This window comes from Acinetobacter sp. FY731 (assembly GCF_059515905.1).
The window spans coordinates 59019-78278 of sequence record NZ_JCAKNB010000008.1 but is presented as its reverse complement, the minus strand read 5'-3'; the positions used below and the strand labels follow the sequence as shown (position 1 = coordinate 78278).

17 protein-coding genes are annotated in these 19260 nt (G+C 34.5%); 9 read left to right on the top strand and 8 right to left on the bottom strand.

Annotated features, from left to right (window positions below; translation table 11 throughout):
• Positions 1 to 11: 11 nt before the first annotated feature.
• Genes AC5YC8_RS10945 through AC5YC8_RS10915 form a run of 7 tightly spaced genes read right to left on the bottom strand, consistent with a single transcriptional unit; the run spans position 12 to position 6492 of the window.
• Entirely contained in the window at positions 12 to 1112 is a 1101-nt protein-coding gene (locus AC5YC8_RS10945) for a stealth family protein (protein ID WP_496164551.1), read from the bottom strand.
• A 10-nt stretch (positions 1113 to 1122) separates the two neighbouring features.
• Complete coding sequence (locus AC5YC8_RS10940; RefSeq protein WP_496164550.1) at positions 1123 to 1494, bottom strand: hypothetical protein; 372 nt, start codon at positions 1492 to 1494, stop codon at positions 1123 to 1125.
• Positions 1495 to 1520: 26 nt separating this feature from the next.
• The gene (locus AC5YC8_RS10935) at positions 1521 to 2255 is read right to left on the bottom strand and encodes a capsular polysaccharide synthesis protein (RefSeq protein ID WP_496164549.1); all 735 of its coding nucleotides are present in this window, start codon (positions 2253 to 2255) and stop codon (positions 1521 to 1523) included.
• Positions 2256 to 2265: 10 nt separating this feature from the next.
• The gene (locus tag AC5YC8_RS10930) at positions 2266 to 3957 is read right to left on the bottom strand and encodes a polysaccharide biosynthesis/export family protein (protein WP_496164548.1); all 1692 of its coding nucleotides are present in this window, start codon (positions 3955 to 3957) and stop codon (positions 2266 to 2268) included.
• 3 nt (positions 3958 to 3960) lie between these two features.
• A complete protein-coding gene (locus AC5YC8_RS10925; RefSeq protein WP_496164547.1) occupies positions 3961 to 5034 on the bottom strand; it encodes a KpsE/RkpR family capsule polysaccharide export protein in 1074 nt (357 codons plus the stop codon).
• 40 nt (positions 5035 to 5074) lie between these two features.
• Positions 5075 to 5737, bottom strand: a complete 663-nt coding sequence (locus tag AC5YC8_RS10920) for an ABC transporter ATP-binding protein (protein WP_496164546.1) — start codon at positions 5735 to 5737, stop codon at positions 5075 to 5077.
• Entirely contained in the window at positions 5734 to 6492 is a 759-nt protein-coding gene (locus AC5YC8_RS10915) for an ABC transporter permease (RefSeq protein ID WP_496164545.1), read from the bottom strand. Before AC5YC8_RS10915 ends, AC5YC8_RS10920 begins: the two co-directional genes overlap by 4 nt.
• A 1037-nt stretch (positions 6493 to 7529) precedes the next feature.
• Between AC5YC8_RS10915 and ribBA the strand changes: the two genes are divergently transcribed.
• The 7 genes from ribBA to glmS are packed head-to-tail and all read left to right on the top strand — an operon-like array spanning position 7530 to position 14260.
• Positions 7530 to 8645, top strand: a complete 1116-nt coding sequence (ribBA, locus tag AC5YC8_RS10910; RefSeq protein WP_496118814.1) for a bifunctional 3,4-dihydroxy-2-butanone-4-phosphate synthase/GTP cyclohydrolase II — start codon at positions 7530 to 7532, stop codon at positions 8643 to 8645.
• A gap of 18 nt (positions 8646 to 8663) precedes the next feature.
• Positions 8664 to 9134 (top strand): 6,7-dimethyl-8-ribityllumazine synthase, encoded by a 471-nt coding sequence (gene ribH / locus AC5YC8_RS10905; RefSeq protein ID WP_496118812.1) that lies wholly within the window; start codon positions 8664 to 8666, stop codon positions 9132 to 9134.
• Positions 9135 to 9137: 3 nt separating this feature from the next.
• Complete coding sequence (gene nusB / locus AC5YC8_RS10900; protein ID WP_496118810.1) at positions 9138 to 9587, top strand: transcription antitermination factor NusB; 450 nt, start codon at positions 9138 to 9140, stop codon at positions 9585 to 9587.
• Between the two features lie 19 nt (positions 9588 to 9606).
• A complete protein-coding gene (gene thiL / locus AC5YC8_RS10895) occupies positions 9607 to 10524 on the top strand; it encodes a thiamine-phosphate kinase (RefSeq protein ID WP_496164544.1) in 918 nt (305 codons plus the stop codon).
• Positions 10525 to 10546: 22 nt separating this feature from the next.
• The gene (locus AC5YC8_RS10890) at positions 10547 to 11023 is read left to right on the top strand and encodes a phosphatidylglycerophosphatase A family protein (RefSeq protein ID WP_496164588.1); all 477 of its coding nucleotides are present in this window, start codon (positions 10547 to 10549) and stop codon (positions 11021 to 11023) included.
• A gap of 21 nt (positions 11024 to 11044) precedes the next feature.
• A complete protein-coding gene (gene glmU / locus AC5YC8_RS10885; RefSeq protein ID WP_496164543.1) occupies positions 11045 to 12409 on the top strand; it encodes a bifunctional UDP-N-acetylglucosamine diphosphorylase/glucosamine-1-phosphate N-acetyltransferase GlmU in 1365 nt (454 codons plus the stop codon).
• 12 nt (positions 12410 to 12421) lie between these two features.
• A complete protein-coding gene (glmS, locus tag AC5YC8_RS10880) occupies positions 12422 to 14260 on the top strand; it encodes a glutamine--fructose-6-phosphate transaminase (isomerizing) (RefSeq protein ID WP_496164542.1) in 1839 nt (612 codons plus the stop codon).
• Positions 14261 to 14425: 165 nt separating this feature from the next.
• Here the strand turns inward: glmS and AC5YC8_RS10875 are convergent, their stop codons facing one another.
• The gene (locus AC5YC8_RS10875; protein ID WP_496164541.1) at positions 14426 to 15856 is read right to left on the bottom strand and encodes an aminotransferase-like domain-containing protein; all 1431 of its coding nucleotides are present in this window, start codon (positions 15854 to 15856) and stop codon (positions 14426 to 14428) included.
• Between the two features lie 489 nt (positions 15857 to 16345).
• Here AC5YC8_RS10875 and AC5YC8_RS10870 point away from each other — a divergent pair, with 489 nt between their 5' ends.
• Positions 16346 to 17152, top strand: coding sequence for a hypothetical protein (locus AC5YC8_RS10870; protein ID WP_496164540.1), 807 nt, complete (start codon positions 16346 to 16348; stop codon positions 17150 to 17152).
• 726 nt (positions 17153 to 17878) lie between these two features.
• Positions 17879 to 19249, top strand: a complete 1371-nt coding sequence (locus tag AC5YC8_RS10865; RefSeq protein ID WP_496164539.1) for a phosphohexomutase domain-containing protein — start codon at positions 17879 to 17881, stop codon at positions 19247 to 19249.
• The last annotated feature ends 11 nt before the right edge of the window (positions 19250 to 19260 follow it).

Genomic DNA, 19260 nt, shown 5'->3' with positions numbered 1-19260 from the left:
TTACTTTCTCTTTAATTAAAATAATATTGACTTAAAAATTTCTCCAAAGATTTAGAAAAATTTGAACCGTTATTAGAATCCATTTTAAAATCATTTACACAAATGGAATGAGGTCTCTGACTCATACGACTAAGGCGTAATAATTTTTTATATTGATTTAAAGCATGAGGAGACCGAATATTAAAGTAATAGCAAATTTCACTTGTAATAATTGACTCACCTTGTAAATACATTGTCCATGGCACTAAAAATGTAGCCATATTTATATCGTTTTGTGACCTATATTTATGTGAAAGAAAACTTTGTATTACATCTAAGTTATCCTCCCAGCATTTTTTATATATACTTTTCTTTAAAGGAACATAAGTATGTACGAGTGGTAAATCTAGTTTAGTGCCAAACTTTTCCTTAAGAATTCTATTACTATTTTTAGATGCTAATAATGTTGCTGTTACAACACCTTCCTCACTCATTCTCTTTAAACTTTTTTTAGAAGCAAAAATTGAGGCAACTCCATTTTTTCTAAAAAAATGTTCTTTTTCTAAAGGTTTTGCAACCAGTACATCGTCATTAAAATAAATAAAATGTTCTGCTAAACCATGTATCTTATGTAAATTTGCTTCTATAACATGAGAATTAAATGTAGGTAAATATCGACTATCTATAATATCTGTATGGTCTATAATAAAAATATTTTCCTCGTCGTCTAACCAATCAGGTTTTTGATTATCGGTAATAATATAAATATTATGAACCCAAGGTAAAAATTTTTTGACGCTTAAAATGGAATAATAAAGCTCATTATGATTTTCAAATCTAGCAGCATCAGCGGAATCATCTAAGTTTTCATCACCAATACTATATTTTTGTCGCTTTTCCACCCAACTTAGATCTTGATCATTTACCCATGTATAAACAATATCTACATCAAAATTTAAAAAATTAGGAATTTTACCCTCTATTTCATGTATTCTTTTTTTCACAATATTGACAGCAAGCTCATCCTCTTCTGTAAATTTTTGCTCAGAATTAACCACAGGATATTTCTTCACGAAATAATCACGAAAAAACAATCCTGGACTTCTTATCAATTTAAAGAATTTATTTTTCATACAAAATAATTCAACCCAATCTTTTAATTTTATAAAGGATTAAAAATATTTCATTAATAGACTCTACCATATTATTACTTTTAACAATATTGGCTTTATTTTCATTAAAATAACCATCTACTATTTTACTATTTTTTATATATTCTAATTTTTCCAAATTATTCCTAACAAGAAAATCAATACTAATAATATTAGTATCAACACTTATATCAAAAGCATAATTTGCATCATTTATCTTAAAATCCAATACCAGCAGATTTCTTATTTTCCTAATTTTTAGGTTATTAAAATTTTCTTTCTTAATTCTTTCTGCCAATAAAACATTAATCATAAATATATTATTTGTATTTTCTTTATAATGACCAGATAAAACATCTTTCAATATTGTACAAATTGGCAAATTAAAATTTAAAAAATTATTAATATTTTTTCAGATTTTATTTCTTTAGGTGACCAAGAGTTATGTAGTGAAATTACTCCAAAATCGACTAAATCAATCATATTTTTACTATATTTTATATATTTATTAAAATAAAAATTCTCATAATACTCTTTAGCATTTTTCCACGTTGAACTTAACAAAGCTTTAGATTCAAGAATATTTCCACTCTCCGTTCTATCCATTATTAAAAAGTAGTCTTTAAATTTTTCATCCTGAATCAGAGGGTTAACAATTGAGTTACCAAAGAAGTCCCAAGCATAGGCACTTGGTAATTCATTTAATTTTTTCTGCGCTGCTTCACGCCATTTTTTCAAAATAATATTATTAGGCTTTTTACTATATAAAACCGCTAAATGAATACCCTTATCCGGATAACCAAAACCAATAAGCTTTTCTGATGATAACTCTTCAAAATAATTAAAAATATTTTTTGTGATAATACAATCTAAATCAAGAAAAAGACCTCCAAATTTTTCTAAAACAGCAGCAGAGATAATATCTGACTGCATTGGCAGTGGTATTTTTTTCAACTCATTTAAATCGTATATATCACCTATATAATCATTTAAATTTGTATAGTTTATTATATGTACTTCCACATCAGGAATATTCTTTACCCATGTCTGCTTACACAACTCCAAATAAGCTGGTATCGTATTATCTGAGGATTCCCAAAAAGCAAATATTTTATTTTTCATCATGTCTTTTCCTTTACAAATCTAATGCAATTTTTGCGACTACAGCAATTTGATATAGAATTTGAGAAATGCCACGCACCAACTCAATTCCTTTGGTTTGTACTTTAGGTAAAACTAAAATCTCATCACCTTGTTGAATTTTTGAACGCTTACTGACAAGCTCAGCTTTACCATTTTGATGAATAACAATAACTTTTGATGTATTCGATTTCTGACTAAAACCACCCGCTTGTTCGATGTAATCATTCGCACTCATACCTTTCTGGAATTCAATACCATTCGGAAACGCAACTTCACCATGTACCATCACTACAGATGTTTTTTCTGGAATATAGAAAACATCACCCTGCTCTAAAATGACGTCTTGGAAAGTATTCGGATTTAAAACAACTTGCCCTTTAGGCTCTACTAATCTTGCTTTTGTAATAAATTGCTTTACAAGCTCGGCATCTTTTAAGCGTAAATTTGCTTCTTCTTGTGTACTTGAACGTGCGTTTAAAGTTGCTTCTTCTAATTTATCCAAAGCTACGTTCAACATTTCTTTTTGACGTTTTGCAACAGAGGGTCTAAATAACTGTAAAGCTTCCACTTCAGCTAACACGTTAGGCTGTAATTTCACTAAAACTTCACTTAACTTTGTGCCATAAGGTAAAACCATTGCATGTGCACCATTGTGTGCGCCATCAATTCGTACCTGAATTGTGCCGGCATAACGATCTGCCGTAACAGCAACGACATCACCATCTTCAACAATGACCTGATTGGCCTGACTTATTGGATAATACTCACTGCGATATTCAGTACCTTGTCTGCGTTGAATACTGATATTCGTTGCACCAGGTTTTAGTTTTGCAAATGACAATGCTTGAGATAACGGCATTGAAGATGAGTTAAATTCAAAACTATTTTGGTTATAGACTTCACCAGTAATATTAAATGTATGCTTTCTTGGTCCAACAACAACAACATCACCATCTTTAAATACAAATGGTTTAATTTGTCCTTGAATGAGAAAATCATATAAATCTACTGTTTGAACAGGAATGCCATTGCGTAGAATTTGAATATCAATATAACTTCCGCGTTCAACATCAACACCACCTGCTCGATCAAGATATGCAACAGCCGTATCATTTGCTAGACCGCCATAATTCCCTGGTTGATTCACGAAACCTGTTACTAAAACCTTGACTGGTTGAGCTTGTTCTAAAGCTGCATATACACCGACATTCGCTACATATACTTTACGAATTTGAGATTCTATAAAGCTTTGTAAACTGCCATTACTCACACCAGCAACAGTAATTGGACCTACATTTGGAATAAAAATATTTCCTTGCGGATCTACATTTAAAGTTCCCGAATATTGATAAGCCCCCCACATACGTAAATTAATACTGTCACCTGGGTTTATTTTATAACTCGTATTAAAAGTTGATCCTGCCGTAGTTGCAAAAGCACCCTTAAATAACTGTGCACCAAACATATTGTTTTTATTGAATGCTGCATACTTCACAGAACTACTTGGCGACAGCTCTACGATTGACTGACTTGGCAATATGGTTTGATCTATATTTTGTGGCTGCTGCGCTGTCACTGGTGCACGAGATACTCCCATCAAATCTTGTGGAATTTGACTATCAAAATTACTTGCAAAAGTGACCGATGTGATAAGCAAAGGGAGAATTTTAAAGGCGAATTTCATTACTTATTCCTTATGCTCACGAATCACAGAGTGAACTAACAAACCAATACCAAATAAAATATTGAGTAAAATAAATGAGCTTATGCTGATATAAAGTTTGCGTGGATATAACGCATCCTCAGCTAAACGGGGTGATGAAATAACCACGAGCTTTTTAAGTTTCCTAGAAGCTTCTAATTTGGCTTTTTCTAATGATGCAATTGAAATTTTATAAACATCTGTTGCAAAATTTACCTGTGCTTTTAACTCTTCAAAGTCCGCAACATTTTTATTGAGTTTTTTATTATTTGGTGATGTTAATTTTGCATTTTCATTTGAAATTTGGGTTTCAACAGCTGCTATTTGGCTACGTATTGCAATAACTTGAGGTGCTGTATCATTGAGATAACCAAGTAAAGTTCGTTCTTCTGTTTTTAGTTGTGCCAAACTTCCTTGTAAGCTCGCAATAATAGTGGCAACAGCTTTAGCCTGAACCTCAGGATCATAAATTTCATTTTTATTTTGATATGCAAGTAAAGCTTCACGTGCATTTTTCAGCTGAATTGTTGCATTAACCAATTGTTTTTCTGAAAAATTCTGCTGTTCCTGTGCAACACTTTGTGAAATTTCATTAATAAGATTTTCACTATTTTTCAAAATTGTTTTATTTAAAATAAGTGAAAACTCTGGTGTGAATCCTTGTGATGACACTTCAAGCATCATTGTTTTTTCATTTAGTTCAACTTGTACAACTCGGCTAAAATATTTAACTAAATCTTCAATGGCAACATTTTCTGAAATGGAAAATATAGGATCTTTCGTTACTAAAAAAGCCTGTTTTAAATTGAGCTGTCGGTTCAGCTGTTCAACCATATCGCGTGAATGAATATATTCTTTAAGCACATTTGCATCTTCACTACTTGTATTCATTGTTCCAAAAAGAGCAGCGACACCTGAACTATCTACAACAGTCGTATCACCTACTTGCTTCACCATTAAGACCGATGTGGAAACGTAGCGATTATTTGCAAAAATAGATAAATACAAAACAATAATCAAAAATGGTAAAACAACTGAACAAACATAAATGACAGCCACTTTGCTCTTTAATATATTTTTTACTTGGCTATTTATTTTTTTAATTAACATAAGCTTTATATACCTCAACGGCCTCTTCAACATTATCAAAGTATTCGGCCTGACCCTCTCTAACTAAAAATGCAACATCACAGTTACGAGTTAAGTCTTGTAAATCGTGCGACACCATAATGATGTTTGAGTTTTCTTTTAATTCATCTAATAGTTTTTGGCTCTTTTTACGAAAAGATGCATCTCCAACTGCCCCAACCTCATCTAATAAGTAATAATCAAAATTAAATGCCATACTTAAACCAAAACCAATTCGGCTTCTCATTCCACTGGAATAACTCTTCATTGGCATATCAAAATACTTTCCAATCTCGGCAAATTCCTCCACATACTTCACAATCTGCTCAATTTCTTCCCATGTTTGTACATATAAACGTGCTACAAATCTAACATTTTGACGGGCTGTTAAACTGCCTTGAAAGCCACCCGATAAAGCCACTGGCCAAGAAATCGTTTTATCTGTAAGTACTTTTCCGCTATCGGGATAATCCATACCGCCAATAATTCTGAGCAAAGTACTTTTGCCAGCACCATTTTTACCCAATAACGCAATACTTTTATTTGAAGGAAGAATTGCATTCAAATTTTTGAATACATAATGTCGCCCTTTAGGCGTTGTATATGATTTTGTTAATTCTTTGAGCTCTATCACTTTGACCTCATCATGCTTTTTTCAAAGCGCTTATAAAGCAATAAGCCAATAAATAAGGTCACAATTGTCCAAACAATGACATAATTCAAACTGATTCCACTAACCAGAGCATAGCTTGGAGCAACAGCATTTCTCATCAGTTCAAAAATATGAATTAAAGGATTCCACAATAAATATTCACGATATTCGGGCGCAATAATTTGAATGGAATACAAGACACCCGACATTAAGTACAAAAGTAAAAATACAACAGATACAAATTTTTCTATTTCTTTTGAGAAATCAGCCAAAACCATAAAGATCAGACCAAAAGCCACCATCAAAATAAATAGAATTAGCCAGTAGCTTAAAAGTTCAGGTAAGTGGCTAAAGCTCATGTCATAACCAACCCAAAGAAAAGCTAGGCTAAATGTGATATATGCAATAAATTTTAAAAATAACTCTAATAAACCTCGAGCTAACATTGCATCCACAGGTTTAACTGGCTTATAGCTAAATAATCCTTGATTTGAACGTACAGCACTCATTGCTTGAGTAATGCCTGTTCTAAACATAAAGAAAGGAATGATTCCGTTAATTAAAAAGATTTCATAGTGAATACCCGGCAAGATCTTATGCATAATTGAGCCGAATAAAATTACCATCACACCAATAGTCAATAAGGGTTCCAATAAAACCCATAAATAGCCCAATCTATATTGACCAAATCTTGTTTGTAGCTCACGTAAAAATAGTGCTCGAATAGATGCACTCATTACTTTTATGCCAGATCTAGGTGTCAATTTTAACAACTGGTCCATTTTCCATACTTCTTATAAAATTATTCATATCAATTTATGCTGTTAAGCAATTTTAATAATCAATTGAATATCCTTATAAAATCTTACATAAATAAAATCATTGATGATTTTCAGATTTATAACGACGTTACATTATTAAAATATACTAAATAGTGTTGTTATTAATTGTTAATTTAACTGATTATTTTTGTGAAATATATCACACTTATTAAGAAAAATATAAAACCGTTTATCGTTTTTATTGTTTGTGAATTATTTTTGTTAATTTTTTGTTTTCTATAAAGACTGAGTTTATAAAATCATCAATAAATTATATTTTTTAATAAATTACATGTTTACAAATATGCTAAATAGAACAAATTTCGCTTAATTCATCCCATAATTATCATCTAAATTAGAAACATGAATTTCATAAAGACCTTATCCGACAGTACTTTTATGTGCCAAAAAATGCATCAAGCAACCATCTACAGGCAATAAAATAAAGTTTTTCAGCTTTAATTTATGATGTAAATTCAATGAAACCATTCCATATACTCATCTTGATGGATAATAAGATGACTCATTAACTCCCATAATCACTTCTAAAAAAGTTCAACTAAAGCCGCAGCGTTAAATCACCCGACAACAATCTAAAGATAAATCTATATAAACACTCACTCTACCATTGATGAAATTCATCTCTATTTCGCTTTTTTTATATTTAAATGATTGATCTCAAACCTTCATCAAACATTATCATCCGATCCGCAACTCACTAATTTCAATATGTAATATCCATTTCAAATATTCTGCAATTCAACTGCTTAAACATTCAACAGAATTACATCTTTCAAAAGAATGTTCGCTTTTCAATATTTTAAAGACTGTGTATAACAATGAACCAGTAAGTAAAAACCAGAAGCATAGGCAAAATGCTGTAAAAAGCGTTAAACTATGCAACCATTTAATGAATTTAAATGTCATTAGTGACTTAGAAAAAGGTAAAGTTGATGCCGCTCAATACTGTTGAAGAGCTTGTAGCAGACATTCGTGCAGGAAAAATGGTTATCCTGATGGATGACGAAGATCGTGAAAATGAAGGCGACTTAGTTATTGCTGCTACTCACGTGCGTCCAGAAGATATCAACTTCATGATTACACATGCACGTGGTCTTGTATGTCTAACCCTAAGTAAAGAGCGTTGCCAGCAACTTAATCTACCACTCATGGTCGATGCCAATGGTGCTCAGCACGGTACAAACTTCACTTTATCTATTGAAGCAGCTCAAGGTATTTCAACAGGTATTTCACCTGCTGAGCGTGCACATACAATTCAAACTGCTGTAGCAGCACATGCCAAACCGACTGACATTGTTCAGCCTGGGCATATTTTTCCACTCATGGCACAGCCAGGTGGTGTATTACACCGTGCAGGTCATACTGAAGCAGGCTGTGACTTATCACGCTTAGCTGGTTTAGAACCTGCGTCTGTGATTTGTGAAATTATCAATGAAGATGGCACAATGGCACGCCGTCCTGACCTTGAAGTTTTTGCAGAAAAACATGGTTTAAAAATTGGTACAATTGCCGATCTAATTCACTATCGCATGACCAATGAACAAACGGTTGAGCGTGTTGATCAACAAACACTAGAGACTGAATACGGTACATTTGAACTGTTCCGCTATCGTGAACTAGGTAATCCAGATATTCATTTAGCATTGGTGAAAGGTGAACCTAAAGCAGGTGTAACAACTGTTCGTGTTCATGGGTTCAATCCTACACGCGACTTGCTCAAAATCAATAAACAAGATGGCGAACCTGCTTGGAATTTAGATCGCGCTTTAAAAGAAATTTCGAATAGTGATCGTGGTGTTTTAGTTTGGATTGGTCAACGTCATTTGCAAGATTTAGGTCCTGCACTTGATACATTAACAACACCTAAAAATGTAAAATCGAATGCAGCCCTATCACAGCAATACCAAACCATTGGTGTAGGTGCTCAAATTCTTCGTGATTTAGGCGTAGAAAAAATGAAGCTATTAAGCTCACCTTTACGTTTTAATGCATTATCAGGTTTTAATTTAGAAGTGGTGGAATACATCACCGCACAACAAACATCTTAAGAAAGAATCGAGGTTGCTATGGCTATTCGCCGTATTGAAGGTATGTTACATCTCGCGAACGAAGACCGTTATGCGATTTTAGTTGGACGTTTTAACAGCTTTGTTGTTGAACATCTGTTAGAAGGTGCAATTGATACATTGAAACGTCACGGCGTATCAGAGGATAATATCACTGTTGTTCATGCACCAGGTGCCTGGGAACTTCCTGTTGTTGCAAAAAAACTTGCAGCATCAAATAGTTTCGATGCCATTATTGCACTCGGTGCTGTGATTCGTGGTAGCACGCCTCACTTCGATTTTGTTGCTGGTGAATGTGCCAAAGGTTTAGGCGTTGTTGGTCTAGACACTGGCTTACCAGTAATTAATGGTGTATTAACTACGGATAGTATTGAACAAGCGATTGAACGCTCTGGTACAAAAGCAGGTAATAAAGGCGGTGAAGCTGCCCTTACTGCGATTGAAATGGTTAACTTGTTAAAGGCTATTTAAAGCATGTCGCAAACACTTCAAGCTACTTATGCAGCGAAACGTAAAGCACGTCGCTTTGCTGTACAAGGAATTTATGAATGGCAAATGAGCCACAACCCAGTACATGAAATTGAGGCACGTACACGTGTTGAAAATGCCATGCACAAAGTGGATCTTAGCTATTATCATGAATTGTTAACTCAAGTGGTTGCAAATCATGAAGCGTTAGATGCGCTATTAATTCCTGTATTGGACCGTGAACTTAGCGCATTAGATGGCGTTGAGCTAGCGACCCTTCGTCTTGGCGCGTATGAGTTGAAAGAACATCTTGAAATTCCATACCGCGTTGTATTAGATGAAGCAATTGAGCTTGCTAAACACTTTGGTGGTGCAGACAGTCATAAATACATCAATGGTGTATTAGACCGTTTAGCATCTACTTTACGTGAAGCAGAAAAACAACAAGCTAATTAATTTTAAGTAGTTTAGTTGTATGGCTGAGTTTTCTATCATTGACACTTATTTTAATCGAAAGACTTTATCGTCCATCGATTTAGGTGTGGGTGATGACTCAGCCTTGCTCACCCCTCCTCCACAGCAACAATTGGTCATTTGTGCCGATACTCTCGTTGCGGGTCGACACTTCCCTCTCGACACCAATCCACATGCGATTGGCTGGAAATCTGTGGCTGTTAATTTATCTGACATTGCTGCTATGGGAGCAAAACCGCACAGCATTCTTCTTGCATTGAGCTTACCCCAAATTGATCATGATTGGCTGAAAGGTTTTAGCCAAGGTCTATTCGATTGTTGCGATCAATTTGGTGTGAGTTTAATTGGTGGTGATACCACCCAAAGTCCCCACCTTACTATTTCAGTAACTGCCCTTGGATGGGTTGATATTGGACAAGGTGTACTGCGCTCAGGTGCTCAAGTTGGTGACTATATTTGTGTAAGCGGTCAAGTTGGCGATGCTGCTTTTGGCTTACAACATCGAGAACACCCTCTTAAAAAGCGCTTAGATTACCCAACACCACGCTGTGCTTTAGGTCTAATCTTAAAAGGCTTAGCACATAGCATGATTGATGTTTCAGATGGTCTAGCACAAGATTTAGGACATATTCTTAAAGCCTCTCAAGTTGGTGCGGAAATAGAGTTAAATCAACTTCCGATCGATACTGCTCTAAAGTATCTTCCACAACAAGAACAATGGAAATTTGCACTTGCAGGTGGCGATGACTACGAATTGTGTTTTACAATAAGTCCCGAGAATTATAAAAAACTCTTGCAACAAAAATTAGATGTCCGCATTACGAAAATTGGGCAAATTACAACAACACCTCAACTTCGTTTTGTTCAAAATGGACAAGTACAAATATTAGAATTTCAGGGATACCAACATTTTGCATAAACCTGCTATTAACTTTAAAAACATGTCATGGGCAGAGCGTTTTATTGTGTTCTGTGGCGTTGGATTTGGTTCAGGACTGTCTCCTAAAGCACCTGGTACGGCTGGTTCTGCTTTTGCTTTATTATTTATCCCTATTTGGCTTGCAATTGGATTTTTCAACTCCATATTAGCCATAATTTTAATGTCACTTATAGGCATTTATATCTGTGGTAAAACAGCAAATATTATGGGTGTTCATGATGATGGTCGTATCGTTTGGGATGAGTTTGCAGGGCAATCGATTACCTTCATTCCTCTACTATATGTAGGTCAAATGAGTGCCGTTTGGATATTGGTTGGTTTCGCATTATTTCGTTTGTTTGATGTTTGGAAACCATGGCCAATCCGTGTAATCGATCGTCAAGTTGGTGGCGGTTTCGGTATTATGTTTGACGATATTATTGCGGGTCTATGGGCTGCAATTTGTATTGTTGTGTACCTCTATATTTCAATGGCTTAAGCCGAGTTTTTAAGGTGTATTATGTCAACTTCTGTGATTATTCTTGCTGCTGGTAAAGGAACTCGAATGCGTTCGAGCTTACCCAAGGTATTGCAGCCACTCGCAGGGCGTCCTTTACTTGGTCATGTCATTGATACGGCTAAAAAATTAAATGCGAAAAATATCATCACAATTTATGGTCATGGTGGGGATCTTGTTCAGCAAGCATTCAGCCATGAAAATGTGCAATGGGTAGAGCAAAAAGAGCAACTTGGTACAGGCCATGCTGTTAAAGTAACTTTACCTGTTTTACCTAAAGACGGTGTATCTCTTATTCTTTCTGGCGATGTGCCTTGTATTAGCCAAACAACGCTCGACAATCTTCTTACTGTTTCACGTGAAACAGGTATTGGTCTAGTGACATTAACGGTAGCTGATGCAACAGGTTATGGTCGTATTGTTCGTAAAAACAATAAAATTCAGGCTATTGTTGAGCATAAAGATGCCTCTGAAGAACAACGTCAAATTAAAGAATTTAATACAGGTATTTATTGTGTAAGCAATGCCAAATTGCATGAATGGTTGCCACGTTTAAGCAACAACAATGCACAAGGTGAATACTATTTAACTGATATCGTTGCGATGGCAATTACAGATGGTTTAGAAGTTGCATCTGTTGAACCTGAACTCGCATTTGAGGTTGAAGGTGTCAATGACCGTGTTCAACTTGCTGCTTTAGAACGTGAATTCCAATCTTTCCAAGCAAAACAGCTTATGCAGCAAGGCGTTCATTTAATTGACCCTGCACGTTTTGATTTACGTGGCTCACTTCAAGTGGGTCAAGATGTTCGTATCGACATCAACGTAATTATTGAAGGCAATTGTGAACTTGGCAACAATGTAGAAATTGGCGCGGGTTGCATTATTAAAAACACAAAAATTGCAGCAGGTACTAAAGTTCAACCTTATAGCATTTTTGATAATGCTGTAGTGGGTGAAGATACTCAAATTGGTCCTTTCGCACGTTTACGCCCAGGTGCCAAGCTTGCAAATGAAGTTCATATTGGCAACTTTGTTGAAGTAAAAAATTCAAGCATTGGTTTCGGTTCAAAAGCGAATCACTTTACTTACCTTGGCGATGCTGAAATTGGTGCAGGTTCAAATATTGGTGCAGGTACAATTACCTGTAACTATGATGGTGCGAACAAATTTAAAACCATTATTGGTGATAACGCCTTTATTGGTTCAAATAGCTCACTCGTTGCTCCTGTTCAAATTGGCAATGGTGCAACGGTTGGAGCAGGCTCTACTATCACACGTGATGTTGAAGAAAATAGTTTGGCTGTAGAACGCTCTAAGCAATTTGCCAAAGAAAATTATCAACGTCCACAAAAAATTAAGAAATAAGAGGAATTCGCTATGTGTGGTATTGTCGGTGGCGTTGCAGAACGTAATATTAGCAACATCCTCATTGAAGGTTTAAAACGCTTAGAGTATCGTGGTTACGATTCAGCAGGTTTAGCTTTAATCAACCAAGGACAAGTTCTTCGCGAACGTCGTGTTGGTAAAGTTGCGAATTTAGCAGAGGCTGTTTCAGAATCTCAAATTTCAGGTTCATTGGGTATTGCACACACACGTTGGGCAACACATGGTAAGCCAACAGAAGAAAATGCACATCCTCACATTTCAGGTAATGTAGCTGTTGTACATAACGGTATTATTGAAAATTACCAAGAATTAAAAGATGATTTAGAAGCTCTTGGTTATGTATTTACATCTCAAACAGATACTGAAGTTGTTGCTCATTTAATCAATAATGCCCTAAAAACAACTCCAAGTTTACTTGAGGCTGTCCGTAAAGTTGTACCTCAACTTAAAGGTGCTTATGCACTTGGTATTGTACATACAGATCATCCTGATGAATTAATTACAGTTCGTGAAGGTTCACCGCTTGTTATTGGTGTGGGTATTGGTGAGAATTTTATTAGCTCTGACCAACTCGCACTCCTTCCAATTACCAACCGCTTTATTTACCTTGAAGAGGGTGATATTGCTCGTTTAACGCGTACAAGCATTGAGGTGTTTGTGGATGGTAAGCTCGTTGAACGTCCTATTAAAGAATTAGATGCGACCGTTAGCAATACATCTAAAGGTGAATATAAGCATTACATGCTCAAAGAAATTTATGAGCAACCTGAAGCGATTAAACAAACTATTTCTCAAGCTTTAAATGGCAATGCACTTCGTGAAGATTTTCTAACTGCAGCAACTCAAGATTTCTCAAGCATCCAACAAGTTCAAATTATTGCTTGTGGTACGAGTTACCATGCAGGCATGATTGCAAAATACTGGTTCGAGCAATTAATTGATCTTCCTTGCCAAGTGGAAATTGCGAGTGAATTCCGTTATCGCGCACCTGTAATTGTGAACAATACGCTTTATGTGTGTATCTCTCAATCGGGTGAAACAGCAGATACTTTAGCTGCACTTCGTGACACACAAAAACGCGCTGCAGCAAAAGGCTTGAACATCTCAACAATGACGATTTGCAACGTTGCAACATCTTCAATGGTACGTGAAACAAACCACAGCTTATTGACACTAGCTGGTCCTGAAATTGGTGTTGCTTCAACTAAAGCATTTACCACTCAGCTTGCTGCTTTAATGCTTCTTGTATTAAAAATTGGTCAAATTAAGCAAACAATTTCTGAAAGCGAAATTGCAAAAATTGTGACTGAGCTTTGGCATACACCAAAAGTTATTTTAGATACTTTGCAAAATGATAAAGAAATTTTGCGTTTATCTGAACTCTTTGTTGAAAAGCAACACTGCCTATTCTTAGGTCGTGGTACGCACTTCCCTATTGCTTTAGAAGGTGCTTTAAAACTCAAAGAAATTTCATATATTCATGCTGAGGGTTATGCTGCAGGTGAACTTAAACATGGTCCACTTGCACTTGTCGATAACGACATGCCTGTTGTTATTTTGGCACCTAAAGATGACATGCTAGATAAATTAAAGTCGAACATGGAAGAAGTTCAGGCACGTGGCGGTGAACTTTTTGTCTTTGCTGATGAAAATAGTGGTATTAAAGGTAAAGATCGTCAACACGTAGTCAATGTACCTACTGTCGATCCAATTCTTGCACCTATTGTTTACAGTATTCCTGTGCAATTACTGTCTTACCATGTTGCTGTACTGCGTGGTACAGATGTAGACCAACCACGTAACCTTGCAAAATCTGTGACTGTTGAATAATTGAATACAGGACTGGAATTTCCAGTGTATGAGAGTAATAAAGTTTCATACTAAGTAATAAAGTGTAATACTGATTTACTCAAAAAAAATCCACGCAATCTATGCTTTAAACCGCATGATGTGTGGATTTTTTTATGGCTAACTTTCAGAACACACAGCACTGTATCAAACATCTCTCAAACTTGATTTGCAATAAATCTTAATATTTGCAATCAACTGATTCATCGCATTTTCAATCTCTATTGTCCAATCAAATGAACAATTAATACGTAAATGGTTTTGTTGAGACTGTTGAACATTAAACAGCTTGCTAGGCGCAACACCAATATTCAACTGAATTAAATCCTCATAAAGAGACATGCTATTCATATTTGAGGGTAACGTGATCCATAAAAAGTAGCCGCTTGCATAATTATGAATTTTACAGCCCGTGGGAAGATGCGTGTTTAAGTAATCAAAAAAGCATTTCTTATTTTTTTCAAGATCACGCCTAAGTACACGTAAATGCTTTTCGTAATGGTGATTAGAAATAAACTCAACCAATGCATTTTGCATCAATGTATTGGCTGAAATGGTACTCATCAGTTGTAAATGTTGTATATTTTCAGAAAATTGACCTGCATATACCCACCCAATTCGAAAACCCGACCCAAGCGTTTTAGAAAAAGATGAACAATGTAATACCAAATTTTGTTGATCGAAGTACTTCATTGGAAGTGGTTTACTACCATGATAGAAAAGCTCTTCATATACATCATCTTCAATCAAATAAATCTGATGCTCATGTAAAAGCTTAGCAATTTGGTATTTAATTTCATCACTGACTGTAAACCCGATTGGATTATGACAATTCAACATAAACCAACACACTTTAATGGGATAAGTCTGAATGGCTTGCTTAAATGCTTCTATATCAAAACCATCTTGTGGATGTTCTGGAATAGTAACCACTTTAAGTCCCAAGCGTTCCGCAATTTGCCAAGCACCATAAAAGATGGTCTCCTGCAATAAAATATAGTCACCTGCTTGAGTTAAGGTCTGTAATGACAGGTTGAGTGCATCCAAACAACCTGAAGTAATCACAATATCGTCAGCTTGCGTGGGTATACCTTGCATACAATAACGCTGAGCGATGAGTTTACGCAGTTCAAAATTTCCAGGTGGTAAACTATTATTTTGATCATAGTTATTTTTATTACGCGTTAGCCGCCCCATAATTTGGATCAACTTAGGAGGGTTAAGTAACTCCTGATTTGGAAATGCTGACCCTAAAGGTATAATTTGACTAGGCTGAATTGATTTTAGATATTTAAAAACTAAAGAATTAATTTTAACTTTTGAATTAAGCGTAACAGTCGCACTAGCACTCGTTGGAATTGAATGCGACATAAGCTCTGAAACAAAATAACCTGATTTTTCAATAGAATATATCAATCCCTGAGCTTCTAACTCTTGATAAGCATTGAGAATCGTAATCAGGCTTAATCCAGTACGTTGTACTTGATCTCGTAAAGATGGTAGTTTTTCATGTGCTTTTAAACCACCATTTTCAATAAGTTGCTTGATGCTATGTGCCAACTGTTCAGATTTATACATACCCACCTAACAATAATACAAGAATCAAATTTAACTAGAAAAAATGAGAAATCATCTAAATAAATCTGCAATACGTGAAAGTGCTAATGCCGTTAAAGCAAGATTAATCAGTTATCTCCTATCAGCCAGTGAAGTACATAAACAAATTGATCTGATAACAATTTTATTCAAACAAACTTTTCATTTAAATATATAGCAGTCGAAAGAAAAAATATAACAGATAGATCTTAACCAAATAATTCATGGCAATGTATTGTCATTAAAAAAAAGTAAAATCTGTTTTGTGTGACTATATTGGAATGTATAACAATAAAATCAAAAAGCACGCTATGAATGGAAAAGAAATCATTAAAAATATTCAATGACTAACATTTGTAATCTATAAATTAAACATACTGTTATATTTTTTAACTCAATCTCTGTAACTTTTCATCTGCCTGTTTTCAGCGAATAATCATCAGCCATAATCTAAGCTTAGATGAGTATGATATGTTTTTTACAGAACAATTAAATGTTATTCCTAATTTATTGCAGGAACAGGAATGGTCCGAAAATGTTCAAAAAGAGCTAAGTAAGAGATATTTAAATCTCGAAGCAACGTTGTTAAGAGCTAAAGTTGTCAGAAGTCTTTCCCCATCTAAATTAGTTTATTTAATACAGTCACATATTCATACTCAAACTAGTGATTTAGCCTATCTGTTTGTTCCTTTTATTCTGGCCAATTTGAATAAAAAAACAATCTATACAACACCCGCAACCGAAACAGTATTTACTATATTAAATAAATATTATCAAACAGATACGAATCAAAAAATTAATTTTGAAAATGTACTTCAGGATTTAAATATATATCTAGACTTAACTGATCCCACAATAAATGGTCATGATTTTTTTTATATCAACCTCATTAAAGCCCTATGTAGAACTGATATATCTACACTTTTTATCATTACTGAATATGAAATTGATATAGAAAAATTAGAATCTCTCTCTCATTTCTTAAAGGTTGATATTATTGTCGTTTCAAATATAGATCAGCAGAAAATCATGGATAGTGAAATGATGAATATGCGAAAACTTTTATTTAAAAATAAAGATGAGGAATACACACAATTGTGTTCACTATTTTCACAAAAAAATGCTGAAATATTAATGCAAATAGAAAGCCTAACTCATCTTCAAGCGAAAAACTTTATTGAGGATATGTTCTATTCTGAACATATTTACGAAAAACTTTCCGTATATGCCGAATATGTTCAGACACAAATTTTACACTTCACAGGAAGCTCAAAATGAATGAGCCCATTATCATAATGATCAGATAGAAAAGGCAACTAAGGTGAATATTAGAAATGTGTGGAAGTATTTTTTACTCCACATAAAACTTAAAATTGATTGAATTTTAAGATACCCAATCAAATGACAGAAGACTTTTACAAATTGAGCACCTAGCATCTTCTCAATAAAAACCTTCTGTTATTTGAGAACAGATTGAGTCAATTACAAAAAGTATTTCCACACTATAATGCCCAATACACAGCCTATAAACCAATATAAAGTAATTATAAAAAGTACAAACCATGCTTTATTCTTGCGAAATAAAAAATTCATTAATACTTACTCATCATTCGTATCAAAAAACTATTCTAAACTTTAGATTGATAAAACATAGATACAGTTTAAACCAAAAAATATATAACAAAGCACGAGAGTAAATATCTAATCCATCAAAATATTTGGAAAATCAGATACAAGTTCCTTTAACATCGATTGTGTTCAAAAGTAAAAGCAGAAAAAACGACGACTTCAAACTATTGTGATAGTGCATGCTTATAAAGATTTTTAAGCATCATTGATATAAAATACATGGATATGTTATGGATACTGAAAATCCAATTCAGTATGAAACTCTATTGTTCTTTCGATCTTTTAGCCTGTATTAAAATCAAATAGATGAAACTGGATTTGTGTGAAATGTGATGACTTTCATACGTCCAGCCTTTTTCTAAAGTTGGAAATAAAATGACAAAGCTTACCTGTTTTAAAGCCTACGATATTCGTGGCAAACTTGGCACAGAACTCAATGAAGATATCGCCTATAAAGTAGGTCGTGCTTATGGTCAAATTTATCAACCAAAAACTGTAGTTGTAGGTTGTGATGTTCGTTTAACTAGTGAAGGCTTAAAACAAGCAACCATAAAAGGTTTAAATGATGCAGGCGTAAACGTTCTCGATTTAGGCATGACAGGTACTGAGGAAGTATATTTCGGTGCTTTCCATCTTGATGTTCAAGGTGGTATTGAAGTCACTGCAAGTCATAATCCAATGGACTACAATGGCATGAAATTAGTTCGTGAAAATGCACGTCCTATTAGTGCCGATACAGGTTTAAAAGAAATTCAAGCTTTAGCAGAATCAGGTACATTTAATGATGTTGCTGTAAAAGGTACATCTGAAAAATACAATGTCTTACCTGAGTTTATCAATCATTTAATGACATATATTAACCCTGCAAAAATTAGCCCATTAAAACTTGTAGTCAATGCAGGTAATGGTGCAGCAGGTCATGTTATTGATGCGATTGAAGAAAAATTCCAAGCTTTAAATATCCCTGTAGAGTTTATTAAAATTCACCATAAAGCTGATGGTACTTTCCCAAATGGTATTCCTAACCCTATTTTAGTTGAAAACCGCGATAGTACACGTAATGCTGTACTTGAACATGGTGCAGATATGGGTATTGCCTGGGATGGCGATTTCGACCGTTGTTTCCTTTTTGATGAAAAAGGGCAATTTATTGAAGGCTATTATATTGTTGGATTATTAGCTCAAGCATTTCTACTCAAGCAATCTGGCGAGAAAATTGTGCATGATCCTCGTTTAGTTTGGAACACATTTGATATTGTTGAACAATTTAAAGGTGAAGCAATTCAATCTAAATCAGGTCACTCGTTCATCAAAGAAAAAATGCGTGAGCACAATGCTGTTTATGGTGGTGAAATGAGTGCACACCATTATTTCCGCGATTTTGCATATTGTGACAGCGGTATGATTCCTTGGTTATTGGCTGTTTCTGTACTTTCAGAAACACAAAAACCATTATCATCGCTTGTTGAAGAAATGATTGAAAAATTCCCTTGTTCAGGTGAAATCAATTTTAAAGTTGAAGACACTCAAATTACGATTCAAAAAATATTCGATCACTTTGCAGAACAAAATCCAACCATTGATAAGACTGATGGTGTAAGCCTAGATTTTGGTGCTTGGCGTTTAAATGTTCGTGCTTCAAATACAGAACCGCTATTACGTTTAAATATTGAAAGCCGTAAAGATCATAACCCTAAACCAATGCAAGCTTATATTGATGAGCTTACACAACTTATTCAATCTTAATTAAAACATTA